Below are 14,374 nucleotides of genomic sequence, written 5' to 3' on the forward strand. Positions count from 1 at the left end.
AGTAAAGCACCTCTCTATACGACTTATTTCAACGATTCGTAAACGTTTTTGCTGCATATGATATATAAGCGTGCATCATCCCGAATTCGTTCATCTAATTTTTGGTTGATCGCCAAGTCATTTCCGTCTGCGATTAATGTAGCTCCTTGTCTTAGTAAACCTTCAAAAGCATCTTTGTACGTTTTCCATTCTGCCTTTTTTCGAACTTCAAACAAATTCTCCCCTTCTTTATGCGAGAGAAGCTGAGTATAGATGTCTGTAATTCCTTTCGAAAAAGCTGAACGCACTGCCATACGTGATACCGTTTCATGACTTAAAACAAACTCATCTACTTTAGCGTGCCTAAAGTTCTTAATGTGTTCTTCTTTTTTAATTTCAACTGTGCTATGTATATCCGGCGTTAATCTTTCCACTGAAGTTACGATTAAGAGTGTTTTACCATCAGCTAATGCCGAGTCTTGAATAGAGTCATCCGAAAAGACCAGTACAGATTTTGCTTCTTTAAGATTCGCCTGATTTAAAGTAGATTCCATCGAAGGATCACCTTGAACATAATGAAGATTATGATGTGTCATCGGCGTTACAGCGAGTTGATCAATAAGTACGATTTCAAGTTCAGGATGAGTCTCAATAATCTCACTAACAGCATATTTCGCTTTTTCAGACCACCCAATGATTACAAAATGATTTTTCCCTCTAAAAGTCAACCGGCCTTCCTCCCTGCGTTTTCGATGAGCTCCCAGTGCTTCAACAAGTTTTCCGATTGCTAGACCTGCAATCCCAATGCCGACCAAAAAAATAAATATGGCATAAATTCTGCCTGCAACTGAGACTGGATAAAAATCACCATACCCTACCGTTGTTACAGTTGTCATTACATACCAAAGCGCATCAAACCACCGTGGAAATGTTTTGGGTTCTAATCTATGCATTACAATTGAAGAAAAAATGACGATAAAAAAAGTAAAGGAGAAAATTCCAAGTTTGTTTATTACGAACAGGCGATTCATTACCCTCTGCAAAATATACACCTTATCGCTCCTAACATAACACGACTTTTTAACCCTTATATTGTACCTTATTCCCTTTGAAAATGGTGAGATAGTTTCAAGTAATTGGGATATATTAGATGTTGACAAGTACGGACTTTCGTGTATAATGGTGCGTAAATGGGAGGTGTGGGTTGCTTAACTGACAAATCCTCATTTTTCGGGGGATCATATGTTCGTAATGAGGTTTTGCTGCATAGCCGCACAGACATCTTTTGAACGTTTTAAAACATGTAATGGCTTACGCAGCGGAGGAACCAATAGGGCTTCTTCGCTTTTTTGTATATAGAATATTAAAAGAAGATTAAAATGATTGTAATACGTTATTCATATTTCATTAACTTTAAACTGGTATCATATAGTGTGTTAACAACTATCTAAATAACAAGGAGTGGTTTTTTGAGTCCTTCAACTGACAGAATGTTGAATCGTGTGAAAGCCCTGTATTTGTTTATTCGCAAGAAAGGTACTGTAACAACACGAGAACTAGTTGAAGAATTTGGAACTACACAGCGCACCATCCAGAGAGATTTGAATGTTCTCTCTTACAACAATTTAGTAACAAGTCCTGCCCGAGGTATGTGGGAAACAACGGGAAAGAAAGTTAAGGTTTCTTAAATAACAAATAAAGTTATAAAAAAAATACGGATAAGCATAAATAATAACCCCGCTATAAATGAATAGCGGGGATTTTTTTGGCTTAATGTTCATGTAAGTCGTTTATACCTTTAAAAGATGCCATTTATAGTGACGTTTTGTTCTTATCAGCAAACTTTGTTGCTATTGGAAAGATTGATCTCCGTTCCAGGCTACTCGCTTTCCTTGGTGCATGCGGTGAGCCACATTCTTACGTTTCACTCTTAAGTGTCTCACCTGCCCGCTTTCAAGGAAGTATCCTTGCTCCTGCGTCTACAAGTTAAGGCTAACGTAGCGAGCTTCCTCGTCGCATGTCTTGCGAGAAGCTTCTCAAGAAGTATCCTTGCTCCTGCGTCTACAAGTTAAGGCTAACGTAGCGAGCTTCCTCGTCGCATGCCTCGCGAGAAGCTTCTCAAGTGGTATCCTTGCTCCTGCGTCTACAAGTTAAGGCTAACGTAGCGAGCTTCCTCGTCGCTTGCCTCGCGAGAAGCTTCTCAAGTGGTATCCTTGCTCCTGCGTCTACAAGTTAAGGCTAACGTAGCGAGCTTCCTCGTCGCATGCCTCGCGAGAAGCTTCTCAAGTGGTAGGCACGCACCTTGCACTCCAATCATTAATCTTAGAAGACAACATTTGAAAGCAACCATCTACTAAAAAAGAGCGTTCTTAAATAACCAACACTGATTTTATATCGTCCGCATAAGAATTAAATTTCCTCAGCGCTGTTTTTCAAGAGCAGATCAGGTGTTCTTTCGATTTTCCACTCTTGGTTTGCCCAATCTGGTTTCCCAGACACAGGCATAAATTTATCGTCGTTGCCAAATAAGTTTTTCCAGAACCCTTCTGAGAGAGAAAATCCAATGACTTGCTGACGATCTGCATCAATAATTAGGTCTTTGATCTTTCCAATCTTTTCACCATCTTGATCAATCACAGACCAATCTTTTATCGTCCTAAAGGAATAACATTCTTTGGGTTCGTCTCTTTGCTGTTCGATCCCAGCGAATACTAGCTTGTCTTCATTAAAATCCTTTACCTGATGCCATGGAATGAAGAACGTATCTTTTGTGTAGCTCTCATTGGTTTCAGAATGAGCACTCCCTGTAAATGGTGTGTTCTGAGTACCAATCCCTGACGTCGCGGCAACCACTGTCTCCATATGCTTATCAGCCGGCACTTCTTCTCGTTGATTGCTGTAGTTTTCCATTGTATACGTAAAATAACATAGACGATGTTCATACATGTTAAATAGAATATCGTTAATTGTATGCTCAGTTTGTTCTGTTACATCTACATCTGCTGTTACATTTTGAGCTTTTACACCCACTAATTTTTCCGCAGATAATTTCATTGAGCGACATCTCCTTTTTATTGGAAGATACCCCTTATAAATTATTCAAAAACATCCTCTTTTAAAGACAGTAAGCTAAGTTCCTCTTCTGTTAATTCGCGGTACATTCCTAAATCCAGTGATTCATCTAGTTTTAATTGACCCATCTGAATTCTTTGCAGGTATACTACTTTTCTTCCGATTGCTTCAAACATTCGTTTTACTTGATGAAACTTTCCTTCTGTAATCGTAAGTTCGATCTCTGATTCATCTGTGTTATTCTGAAGCACCTTTAAATAAGCGGGCTTTGTTTTATATCCATCCTCCAAAATAACGCCTTCTTTGAAGGTGGCAAACGCATCATCAGGGATAGATCCATTTATTTTTGCAAAATATGTTTTGGGTACATGTTTTTTAGGAGAAAGCAAAGTATGAGCCAACTGTCCATCATTGGTCAAAATTAATAATCCTTCAGTATCTATGTCAAGCCTTCCGACAGGAAATGGTTCAAAATTTTGGTCTTCCATGTAAAGCAGGTCTACAACTGTTTCATGCCTGGTATCTTCAGTAGCAGAAATGACACCTTGAGGTTTGTTCATCATTAAGTAGATGAATTCTTTATATATAACCTCTTCTTCGTGAACCAATACGTGGTCTTTCTCCGGATCAGCTTGTGTTTTAGGGTCTTTTATTACGGAACCGTTCAACTTCACTGCACCTGATTTTAATAAGTGCTTTACTTCTTTTCTGCTTCCATAGCCTGTATTTGACAACCATTTATCAATTCTCATAAATAACAACCTCCAGTAATGATCTATTTTTCCTATATTATTGTAAAAAATTGATTGATTTTTGAAAAAACGGGGTAATTTAGTACTATAGGAGGAATTGGAATGAAAAGGAAAATAGGTCTTTTAGCAACTGCACGAAAAAAAGCTTCAAACCCTTCGGCAGCAATAGATTTATACATAAGTCCTCTATTTGTAAAATCTGTTCAATACGCACAGCAGCATTATGATGATTTTTACTTCTTTAGTGCAAAAGAAGGTCTTTTAACGAGAGACAAATACATTGAACCGTATAATGTTTCCATCAAAAATTTTTCTGCATCTGAAAAACGGGAGTGGGCTCAAAAAGTTATTCAAGATCTTGAACACTATCATAAGCCCTCACAATGTAAAATCTTTATTCATGGTGGTTGGGTATACCGTGAATTCTTGCAGCCAGAACTAGAGAAAGCAGGATTTCAATTTGAAGTTCCACTCGAAGGCTACAGCATTGGAAATCAACTAAAATGGTACGATGAACAAAATCCCGTTAAAAAATAACATCACATCACCGCAATAAAAAGAAGGCTCTCTATCAGCCTTCTTTTTATTTTCCTATTTTCTGCGTTTCAAAAAAGGGATACGGTCTCCTAAAATTATATTTAACAATCCTGAACGGTAGCTTAGGAAAACATAGACCGCTCCTCCTGTAAGAATACCTGCTGTCAGTTTAATGATCGTATCTAGTCTTGTTTCTGAATCACCTAAAAGATTAGATACTCCCATAACAGCTACGGCCATTGCTGCGCAAAATAAAGAAATAAGTACTGTTCTGCGATAAACCCATTTAAATGAAAAGCCGCTGTATTTTTTTACGATATACAGGTTAAACAAGATAGAAAGAGTATAACCAATATCTGTTGCAATTACTGAACCTGTTCCCCCAAACAGCAATAACAATGGCTTGTTCAGAAGAAGTTTTGCAAGAAAACCCGCTGACAAACTGATAAATGCGTATCGCTGCTGGTTCAGACCTTGCAGAATGGCTGCTGTTACCGTGAACATCGCAAACCATAACGCTGTTGGCGCGTACCATTGAAGATAATAACCGCCTGTATCCATGGAAGACATCCCAAAGAGTGCTCCGTATGCCGGATAAGCAAGAACCGTTAATCCAATCGCTGCTGGTGCGGTTAGAAACAACACCATTTGGAAGGTTTGTGTAATCTGCTTATGAAGCACTTCTTCGTTATTTTGTGTGAATGATTTCGTTATAACTGGAATCAGCGTCAGTGCTAAAGCTGTTGCTAGGGAAACCGGAATCATAACAAGTTTATGTGCAATCTGTGTAATGATCGCAAATACTGCTTCCGCTTTATCTTGCGTATAATCCATACTTTTCAGTGTCTTTACGATTGTGAACTGGTCCACCATCTGATAAAGGGGAATCGCAAGGCCAACTGCTACAAATGGAATCGCGTATTTAATCGTTTCTTTATAAATATCTGCTAATGAAATATCTGCAACTGACTTACTTTGGTCATACATCTTTTTTAGATGCGGCTTTCGCTTTACCCAGTACCAGATCAGAACAATCAGACCTGCAACTGCACCAAGGGTTGCAGCAAAGGTAGAGAGTGCTACAGCTGTTGTTATATCACCATCTAATAAATGGATTACAACATAACTACCTACAAGAATAAACACGATCCGTACGATCTGCTCGACAACTTGTGAAACAGCTGTAGGTCCCATCGACTGAAAACCTTGAAAATATCCGCGGATCAAGCTCATCGATGGTACGATAATTAAAGCTGTACTCACCATGCGGATAACTAACGTAATGTCATCTATGCTATTTCCTTGTCCGCCTTTTTCACTAATGATTTGTTGAGCTAGAACAGGCGCTAACATATAAAGAATAATAAATGCCAGAGTTCCTGTTAGGGTCATAACGAGCAAACCGGATTTCAGAAGTTTTCTGCCTGTTGCGTAATCTCCAAGAGCATTGTATTTAGATACGAATTTAGAAACAGCAAGCGGAACTCCCATTGTGGAAATGCTAAGTAATATGGTATATGGAATATAAGCATAGCCATATAGAGCCATACCTTGTTCATCTACTAGATTTGTAAATGGAATAACAAAGATCAATCCGATGAATTTAGAAAAAAATGTTGCAGCGGATAAGATCAATGTTCCACGAAGTAATCGAGACAACTATTTTCAGCTCCTACTAATCATCTAAATAAAATTTGCCCGACTGCTGATGTTTCCGTCAGGCTTAACCTAGTCTTTAATTCTTATTGACGTAAAACGCCAAAAACATTATTGATATTGTATCACATAAAAAGAAGATGTTACCTCATTTAACTTTTTGCAAAAAAGTAAGGATTATGAAAAGCATAGTCTTTTTCAATAAGCTATGCTATTGTATGAAATGATTTTTAGACTTGAACGTTTAAGAAAGTTGGGATTGTATGATTTATGACTGTATCGTGATTGGCGGTGGCCCTTCAGGTCTTATGGCCAGTGTTGGAGCTGCTTCGAACGGAGCTTCTGTTCTTCTTATTGATAAGGGAGAAAAACTGGGGCGGAAACTTGCAATTTCAGGTGGCGGACGCTGCAATGTCACGAACCGCCTGCCTGTTGAAGAGATCATTAAACACATACCTGGAAACGGCCGTTTTTTATATAGTGCATTTTCGGTTTTTAATAATGAAGATATTATCAATTTTTTTGAGGGACTCGGCATCCAGCTGAAAGAAGAGGACCACGGCAGAATGTTTCCTGTCTCAAACAAAGCGACAGATGTAGTTGCTGCTCTTTTACAAAGAATTAAACAACTTGGTGTTCAGATTCGGACAAACACACCTGTAAAAACCGTACATTATGGAGATGAGCTACATGAGATCATCCTGCAGAATGGTGAGACACTTCAAACAAAGTCTATCGTTATCGCGGTTGGTGGAAAATCTGTTCCGCATACAGGCTCTACTGGAGACGGATACGCGTGGGCAAAGAAAGCAGGGCATACGATCACTGAACTGTACCCGACCGAGGTTCCAATCACTTCAAATGAACTGTTTATCAAACAAAAAACACTGCAGGGAATCTCTTTGCGAAATGTTGCCCTTTCTGTTTGGAACCCAAAAGGAAAACTGATTAAAGCTCATCAAATGGACATGATTTTTACCCATTTTGGCGTTTCAGGACCAGCTGCATTACGTTGCAGCCAATACGTAGTAAAGGCGCTAAAGAAATTTGATGTTCCTTCTATTGAGATGAGAATTGATTCTTTTCCCGATGAAAATGAAGAATCACTTCTAACGATCTTGCAGCAAAAGGTTGATGCAGAACCTAAAAAGGCATTTAAAAATGTACTTAAAGGCCTCTTGCCTGAAAAGTTTCTCCACTTTTTAATTGAGAGAGCTGAGATTGATGGTGACTCAACAGCCGACCAAGTTCCTAAACAAGCACTGCGGCAGTTAACTGTTCAAATGAAAAGTTTTTCATTTACAGTCAATGGAACATTATCGATCGAAAAAGCTTTCGTAACAGGCGGTGGTGTTTCTGTAAAAGAAATCGCTCCTCAGACGATGGCATCAAAGAAACAAGAAGGGCTATTCTTCTGCGGAGAAATTCTAGATCTCCACGGCTACACGGGCGGCTACAATATCACAGTTGCATTTGTGACCGGAAACATCGCAGGAACAAACGCAGCTTATCATGCATTGAGCTAGTGTCTTACTTGAAAACAGAGGACGTGATCCATTTTTGGGTCACGTCCATTTACGTAATGTGTTTTAATGTACAATCGAGGAGTTCGCGTAAATAGCTGCTTCAGTGTTGTAATGCTTACTTATGCTGTGAAAGAGTGGAATCGTACGAAAGTGGACAGTAAATCAGCGAAAGTGGACAGTAAAACTCAATAAGTGGACAGTATTTTCGTAAAAGTGGATAGTATTTTCGTAAAAGTCGACAGTAAGCACGTTACAGACGTCAGTAAATGAAAGCAGTATTTTTGTTGATGACGGTTATCTGTCCAATTGGTGAGAGAATCTGTCCGATTAGAAGATTAATCTGTCGGATTGGTCACATATTCTGTCCAATCTACAATATAATCTGTCCGATTCAGCCGATAATCTGTCCAATTCAGATTCACCACCTCCCGCCACGCAAATTCCCGGAGTGTCTGTACACCACCCAAACGACTGCGCACACAAACAACTTTATCCTATTTTTTATAAATAATCATCGCAGAAAAGGAAAACATTGTCTCATCCTCAGAATGAACGTTATCACAGACCGCTATCTGATACTTTATATCTACTATCTTTTCTGGAGGAATCACACTCAAGAATTCGTTCACACTCTCCTCTAAGTCATCTTCATGATCTTCGTCAAAAATCTTCACTTGAATCATAAAAAGCATCCTCCTTTAGCCTAGAGATTTTGTTCTCCTTTCGGCTTTAGAGGATGCTTTTCCTTTGTTGGGATTTGACTAGTTTTGTCTTACAGATTTTCGAGCGCTGTCTGAATAGGAGTTTCGCCTTCAATCAGTTCAAAGACTTGGTGGCTGACCCTTTCATTTCCAAGACATAAAGCAATCGTTCTTGCCACGTCAGCACGCGGAATAGAACCCTGCTCATTTAATTTTTTCTTGGCTTGAATCAAGCCCATGCCCTCTTCGTCTGTTAGTGCGCCGGGACGAAGAATCGTATAATTTAATGAGCTCTCCAAAAGCACGTTATCCGCTTTTCTTTTCGCTTCTAAATAATGCTGCAAGCCTTCTGGACCTTTTTCTGGAGTATCTGCACCAATTGAACTTACCATAATAAATTGGTTCAGATGGTGTTTTTCAGCTAGATCAATGGACTTTACAGCACCTTCATAGTCCACTGCGTCTGTTTTTTCCGGACCTGTATGGCCTCCGGATCCAGCTGTGAAAATGACCGTATCAATGTCTTTAAACACATGTTCGAAGTCCTGTTCTAAGTCTCCTAAGACAGCCTCAATATTTGGATGCTGAAAATGCTCTTGCTGATCTTCTTTTCTAACCATCGCTTTCACGGAGTGACCTTGTTCCGCGAGTATATTGCAAGTTAACTTACCAATATTACCGTTTGCTCCGATTACAAGTATATTCAATACCTACCCACTCCTTCTTTTTCTCTACTTATGTAGTGTTTCACGAATTAGGAAATGTAAAACATGTTGTGGTGTGTGCAAGTGTAAATTGTATGCTTACCTATGCCTCCTGAAAGGTACATTTATTTTTCATATAAGTGTATTTGTTTCAAGTTAATATTCTCCGTTTACAAAACATGAATCTAGTATTTAAAAAAAACAAAAAAACCGCTGGAAATCGCGGCTTTTTAATTTATAACCATATTATTTTGTAAATGAATTTCTAAGTCATCGGCAAGGAGCGGTTTGTACAAGTGATAACCTTGGCCATACAAACACCCTAGCTCTAAAAGGAATTCAATCTGCTTGCAGCTCTCAATGCCTTCAGCAATGACGCAAAAATCGAGGTTATGCCCCATATCAATAATCGTTTTCACAATGGCTCCCGCTTTTAAATCTGTCAATATATCATCAACAAACAGCTTATCTATTTTTAATGTATCAACAGGCAATTGTCTTAAGTAGGTTAATGATGAATACCCTGTTCCAAAGTCATCAACAGATATACGAATTCCTTTCTCTCTTAAACGGATCAAAATAGGAAGAGCTTCATTCATGTTTTGCATGGTCGTGCTTTCTGTAATCTCTAATTCTAGCGAGGACGCCGGGAAACCTGTTTCAGAGAGAATGCTCTCTACTCTCTCAATAAAAGTTTCTTCGAGCAGTTGTCTGACTGAGATGTTAACTGAAATTAAGAGATCCTGAAAACCATTCCGATGCCATTTTACGCCTTGCAGGCAGGCGTTCTTTAATACCCAATCTCCAATCGTGATAATCATTCCCGTTTCTTCAGTAATCGGAATAAATTCTGCTGGTGAAATGATGCCTTCATCTTCTTTTTTCCAGCGCAGCAATACTTCTACTCCCGCTATCTTCTTTGTATCAATTTGTACTAAAGGCTGATACACAAGAAAGAATTCGTCATTTGCTAAGGCTTTTCTTAAGCCATGTTCAAGATTTAACCTTCTTTCCATCTTTCCGTCACGTTGTTCCGTAAAAAACTGATATGTATTACGGCCAACCTCTTTTGCTTGGTAAAGAGCAGAATCCGCTCGCTTTAAAAGCGTTTCACTATCAGATCCATTGCCTGGGTATGTGCTGATCCCGATGCTCGGTGTAATAAACACCTCTTGTCCACTCAACATAAAAGGTTTTGTAAAAGCCTGAATGATATCTTCTGCTATCGATTTAATTTCAGACTCATCATTAAATTGGATAAGAATCAGAAATTCATCACCGCTTCTTCTAAACACTTTCCCTTTAGAATCCACAGTGATTTTTAAAAGTTCTGCCACTTTTTGCAGCAATAGATCGCCAAAGCTGTGTCCAAGTGTATCATTCAAAACATTAAAACGATCAAGATCTAAATACAACAAAGCAAGGTTGTTTTTTTTCAGTTCGGCCTCTTTCATTTGATCTTCAATGGTTTGCATAAACATATTGCGATTTGGAAGACCTGTTAATTCATCATAATAGGCCATGTGTTGAATGGTGATCTCTGCACGTTTTCGCTCGGTTATATCAATGAGGATAGAGTTAAAGTCGACTAGTTCATTTTTTTCATTTAAAAACGGTATACCTCTGTCATGAATCCATCGGATCTCGCCATTTGGCCTCAGAATTCGATACTCACTTGTCGCAATCATCCCGCTTTGAATATCTTGAGCTCGCTTTTTAATAATCCCATCATCATCTGGGTGTATCACTTTTTTCCACAATTCTGCGTCGTCATAGAAAGCTTGCATCGGGTAACCATACAATTTCTCAATACCTGATGTAATGAGCAGCTTATCAGTTTCGAGATTATGCGACCAAATGGCCACATCAATACTGTCAAATATATTTTGAAGTTTAATTCGATTTGCCTCTAACTCTATAAGAGTTTCTTTATGTTTTAAGATTTCTTGCTCTAGGTCAATTGCATAAGAATCTTTAACTCTAAGCATTTTATAGACTAACACTCCGAAAAGTGCCACTATGCTAAGGTCAAAACCGTACATGAGATAGTTTCGACTGTATATTAAGCCTATAGTGCTTACAACATGCAGAGTAAATAAAACTGCAATGATATTAATCCACTTTTTGGTTTTTGAATGTTTTAATGGCATGGGAGCCTCCACGGCTAATAAGTATACCTATTCTATCGGCTGCTTCCTGAAATTTTTCACAAATACATAGTAAATTAGATTGTCAAAAGGTTTTGTTCTTTCAAAAACTACTTCTTTAATTCTTAAATTGGAGAATCTAGCTTGAAATTCATTAACGTGAAATTAATTTTCCGCAAAGACGCTTTGTCTTCTTATAAAATACAATTTGGAATATTGTCCGTTGGAAAAAGATAGTCTGAAAATCTTTAGCGCTTTTAACTGGCAGTTCTACATAATTAATCGGGAGTAACACCGTTTAAAAAGAAAAAACTCCCTGCCCATCAAACATGAGCAGAGAGTTTTACTTAGTTTTTATTATATTCCAGCATGCCGCCAGTCATATTCTTTACTTTGTAGCCTTGGTCTTGCAGGAAGTAAGCCACATTTTCACTGCGTCGTCCTGAACGGCAGATGATGATGTGTTCTTTATTTTTGTCAATCTCATTTAAACGATCAGGTATATCACCCATTTTGATATGAGCCGCTTCTGGAATTTTTCCTTCAGCTACTTCCTCATCCTCACGAACATCAATCAGGGAAATCTTTTTTCCATCCTTTAATAATTGTTTTACTTCGGATGGTGAAACCTCTTGTAATTCATTTTCCATGAAAAGTGTCCTCCTTTAATTGGCAACGATATTCACAAGTTTACCAGGTACTGTAATTACTTTGCGAATCGTCTTACCTTCAATGCTTTGTTGTACAGATTCTTCTCCAAGTGCAGCTTGCTCCATATCTGAACCGCTGATGTTGGCAGCAATCGTCATCTTTGCTTTTAATTTTCCATTTACTTGAACAACGATTTCAACTTCATTTTCTACAAGTTGTGCTTCATCCCAAACCGGCCAAGAAGCATATGCAATACTGCCTTCTCCACCTAGCATTTCCCATAGCTCTTCACAAATATGCGGAGCGATCGGAGAAAGCATTTTAACGAATCCTTCAATCAAGTCTTTAGGAAGCTCATCTTGCTTGTTTGCCTCGTTCACGAAAACCATTAATTGTGAGATCGCTGTGTTAAAACGAAGCCCTTCAAAATCCTCTGTTACCTTCTTAACTGTTAGATGATATAAACGGTTGAAAGATTCACTCGCTTGTGAATTTCTAATTGCAGGATTTAAGTGCTGTCCATCTTCTGAAACAAGCAATCTCCAAACACGATCAAGGAAACGACGGGAACCATCCAAGCCCGTAGTGCTCCAAGCGATCGATGCATCTAGAGGTCCCATGAACATTTCATACAGTCGAAGTGTATCTGCACCATGACTTTGTACGATTTCATCAGGATTTACAACATTTCCTTTTGACTTACTCATTTTTTCGTTATTCTCTCCAAGAATCATCCCTTGGTTGAAAAGTTTTTGGAAAGGCTCTTTTGTTGGAACGATTCCAAGATCGTACATCACTTTGTGCCAGAAGCGTGCGTATAGAAGGTGTAAAACAGCATGTTCTGCTCCACCGATATAGATATCAACTGGAAGCCAGTGCTTTAATTTTTCAGGTGATGCTAATTGCTCTTCGTTTTTCGGATCGATGTAACGAAGGTAGTACCAGCAGCTTCCTGCCCACTGAGGCATTGTATTTGTCTCACGGCGGCCTTTCTTGCCTGTTTCAGGATCAACCACGTTCACCCAGTCTTCTACGTTAGCCAAAGGTGATTCTCCAGTGCCTGATGGTTTAATTTCTTTTACAACAGGAAGAAGAAGCGGCAATTGATCCTCGGGAACCGTTGACATCGTGCCATCTTCCCAATGGATAACTGGAATTGGCTCGCCCCAATAACGCTGACGTGAGAATAACCAGTCACGTAGGCGATACGTAATTTTCTTTTCGCCTTTTCCGTTTTCTGAAAGCCATTCGTTCATTTTTGCAATAGCATCTATTTTTTGCATACCATTCAAAAAGTCAGAGTTTACATGTTCTCCGTCCCCTGTGTACGCTTCTTTAGATACGTCTCCGCCTGCAACTACTTCAGCGATTGGAAGTTCATACTTTACAGCGAATTCATGGTCACGCTCATCATGTGCAGGTACTGCCATAATTGCACCAGTACCATAGCTTGCTAGAACATAATCTGCAATCCAGATCGGAAGCTTTGCACCAGTAACTGGATGAATCGCATAAGCTCCTGTAAAGACACCTGATTTTTCTTTGGCTAGTTCTGTTCGCTCAAGATCAGACTTTGTTTCAACTTGTTTTTGGTATGCTGTTACTGCCTCTAATTGATCAGCTGTAACAATTTCTTCTACTAGTTTACTTTCAGGAGCAAGTACTAAATACGTTGCACCAAAAAGGGTATCTGGACGAGTTGTAAATACTGTAATTTTAGAAGAATGACCATCCACATCAAAATGAACTTCTGCTCCTTCTGAACGGCCAATCCAGTTACGCTGCATATCTTTCAAGCTTTCTGGCCAATCTAGTTCATTCAGATCTTCTAATAATCTGTCAGCATACGCTGTAATTTTCAGCATCCATTGTTTCATAGGTTTACGGACGACAGGATGTCCGCCACGTTCACTCTTACCGTCGATTACTTCTTCATTGGCAAGAACCGTTCCAAGTGCCTCACACCAGTTCACAGGCACTTCATCCACATAAGCAAGGCCCTTATTATAAAGCTGGATAAAGATCCATTGCGTCCACTTGTAATAAGAAGGATCTGTCGTGTTTACTTCACGGTCCCAGTCGTATGAGAAGCCTAGCTCTTTAATCTGTCTGCGGAAAGTATTGATATTCTTTTCTGTAAACTCCGCAGGGTCGTTCCCTGTATCAAGAGCGTATTGTTCTGCAGGAAGACCAAAAGCATCCCATCCCATCGGATGAAGTACATTATATCCTTGCATACGCTTCATTCTAGATAGGATATCAGTTGCCGTGTATCCTTCCGGGTGACCTACGTGCAGGCCTGCTCCAGATGGGTAAGGAAACATATCTAACGCGTAAAATTTCTTTTTGTCATATTCTTCTTTCGTCTGGAACGTTTTGTTCTCATCCCAGAACTGCTGCCACTTTTTCTCGATTGTTTTGTGGTTATAGTACATAACCGATCCTCCCTTAGAAAACTGAACTTTAAAAACAAAAAACCTTCCGCCCCTAATAAAACATTAGGGACGAAAGGTTAGTTAACAATTTTAAACCTGCCGCGGTACCACCCTGATTAATGCAAAGATCGCATTCACTCGGAAACAGACCTTAACGCGGCGAACGGCAAGCACTACTTCATTCACACTTGCAACTAAAGGGCGAGTTCAAAAA

Annotated in this window: 12 protein-coding genes and 1 other annotated feature (1 of these 13 cut by a window edge); of the genes, 3 read left to right on the plus strand and 9 right to left on the minus strand. The window is 39.2% G+C overall.

What is annotated here, in order from left to right; all coding sequences use genetic code 11:
* Positions 1-23: 23 nt before the first annotated feature.
* Positions 24-1,031, minus strand: a complete 1,008-nt coding sequence (locus tag AWM68_RS15785) for a potassium channel family protein (protein ID WP_066243916.1) — start codon at positions 1,029-1,031, stop codon at positions 24-26.
* A 417-nt stretch (positions 1,032-1,448) separates the two neighbouring features.
* On the opposite strand from AWM68_RS15785, the gene AWM68_RS15790 reads away from it, so the two are divergent.
* A complete protein-coding gene (locus AWM68_RS15790) occupies positions 1,449-1,667 on the plus strand; it encodes a DeoR family transcriptional regulator (protein ID WP_066243921.1) in 219 nt (72 codons plus the stop codon).
* A gap of 721 nt (positions 1,668-2,388) precedes the next feature.
* Here the strand turns inward: AWM68_RS15790 and AWM68_RS15795 are convergent.
* The gene (locus AWM68_RS15795) at positions 2,389-3,033 is read right to left on the minus strand and encodes a PRC-barrel domain-containing protein (protein WP_066243924.1); all 645 of its coding nucleotides are present in this window, start codon (positions 3,031-3,033) and stop codon (positions 2,389-2,391) included.
* A gap of 41 nt (positions 3,034-3,074) precedes the next feature.
* The gene (locus AWM68_RS15800) at positions 3,075-3,803 is read right to left on the minus strand and encodes a pseudouridine synthase (protein WP_066243927.1); all 729 of its coding nucleotides are present in this window, start codon (positions 3,801-3,803) and stop codon (positions 3,075-3,077) included.
* A 102-nt stretch (positions 3,804-3,905) separates the two neighbouring features.
* On the opposite strand from AWM68_RS15800, the gene AWM68_RS15805 reads away from it, so the two are divergent.
* Positions 3,906-4,340: a DUF6884 domain-containing protein gene (locus AWM68_RS15805; RefSeq protein ID WP_066243933.1), complete on the plus strand. Its 435-nt coding sequence runs from the start codon at positions 3,906-3,908 to the stop codon at positions 4,338-4,340.
* Between the two features lie 54 nt (positions 4,341-4,394).
* Here AWM68_RS15805 and AWM68_RS15810 read toward each other — a convergent pair whose 3' ends face one another.
* Positions 4,395-5,999, minus strand: a complete 1,605-nt coding sequence (locus AWM68_RS15810; RefSeq protein ID WP_066243936.1) for a putative polysaccharide biosynthesis protein — start codon at positions 5,997-5,999, stop codon at positions 4,395-4,397.
* A gap of 260 nt (positions 6,000-6,259) precedes the next feature.
* On the opposite strand from AWM68_RS15810, the gene AWM68_RS15815 reads away from it, so the two are divergent.
* A complete protein-coding gene (locus AWM68_RS15815) occupies positions 6,260-7,522 on the plus strand; it encodes an NAD(P)/FAD-dependent oxidoreductase (RefSeq protein ID WP_066243939.1) in 1,263 nt (420 codons plus the stop codon).
* Positions 7,523-8,016: 494 nt separating this feature from the next.
* On the opposite strand, the gene AWM68_RS15820 is transcribed toward AWM68_RS15815, so the two are convergent.
* From AWM68_RS15820 to leuS, 5 genes are all read right to left on the minus strand, one after another.
* On the minus strand, positions 8,017-8,205 hold the full coding sequence (locus AWM68_RS15820; protein ID WP_066243942.1) for a sporulation protein Cse60: 189 nt from the start codon (positions 8,203-8,205) through the stop codon (positions 8,017-8,019).
* 89 nt (positions 8,206-8,294) lie between these two features.
* Positions 8,295-8,930 carry an SDR family oxidoreductase gene (locus AWM68_RS15825; RefSeq protein ID WP_066243945.1) on the minus strand — a complete coding sequence of 212 codons (636 nt, stop codon included), beginning with the start codon at positions 8,928-8,930 and terminating at the stop codon, positions 8,295-8,297.
* Between the two features lie 227 nt (positions 8,931-9,157).
* On the minus strand, positions 9,158-11,077 hold the full coding sequence (locus AWM68_RS15830; RefSeq protein ID WP_066243948.1) for a putative bifunctional diguanylate cyclase/phosphodiesterase: 1,920 nt from the start codon (positions 11,075-11,077) through the stop codon (positions 9,158-9,160).
* A 344-nt stretch (positions 11,078-11,421) separates the two neighbouring features.
* The gene (locus tag AWM68_RS15835; protein WP_066243951.1) at positions 11,422-11,724 is read right to left on the minus strand and encodes a rhodanese-like domain-containing protein; all 303 of its coding nucleotides are present in this window, start codon (positions 11,722-11,724) and stop codon (positions 11,422-11,424) included.
* Between the two features lie 15 nt (positions 11,725-11,739).
* Positions 11,740-14,160 carry a leucine--tRNA ligase gene (gene leuS, locus AWM68_RS15840; RefSeq protein WP_066243952.1) on the minus strand — a complete coding sequence of 807 codons (2,421 nt, stop codon included), beginning with the start codon at positions 14,158-14,160 and terminating at the stop codon, positions 11,740-11,742.
* A gap of 62 nt (positions 14,161-14,222) precedes the next feature.
* Positions 14,223-14,374, minus strand: a binding site (T-box leader) (it continues 79 nt past the right edge of the window).

Source organism: Fictibacillus phosphorivorans (assembly GCF_001619875.1).
Taxonomy (GTDB): Bacteria; Bacillota; Bacilli; order Bacillales; family Fictibacillaceae; genus Fictibacillus; species Fictibacillus phosphorivorans_B.

Coding starts and splice junctions, on each gene's coding strand:
- AWM68_RS15795 (WP_066243924.1), bottom strand. CDS start 3,033: ATGAAATTATCTGCGGAAAAATTAGTGGGTGTAAAAGCTCAAAATGTA.
- AWM68_RS15830 (WP_066243948.1), bottom strand. CDS start 11,077: ATGCCATTAAAACATTCAAAAACCAAAAAGTGGATTAATATCATTGCA.
- leuS (WP_066243952.1), bottom strand. CDS start 14,160: ATGTACTATAACCACAAAACAATCGAGAAAAAGTGGCAGCAGTTCTGG.
- AWM68_RS15820 (WP_066243942.1), bottom strand. CDS start 8,205: ATGATTCAAGTGAAGATTTTTGACGAAGATCATGAAGATGACTTAGAG.
- AWM68_RS15800 (WP_066243927.1), bottom strand. CDS start 3,803: ATGAGAATTGATAAATGGTTGTCAAATACAGGCTATGGAAGCAGAAAA.
- AWM68_RS15815 (WP_066243939.1), top strand. CDS start 6,260: ATGATTTATGACTGTATCGTGATTGGCGGTGGCCCTTCAGGTCTTATG.
- AWM68_RS15805 (WP_066243933.1), top strand. CDS start 3,906: ATGAAAAGGAAAATAGGTCTTTTAGCAACTGCACGAAAAAAAGCTTCA.
- AWM68_RS15835 (WP_066243951.1), bottom strand. CDS start 11,724: ATGGAAAATGAATTACAAGAGGTTTCACCATCCGAAGTAAAACAATTA.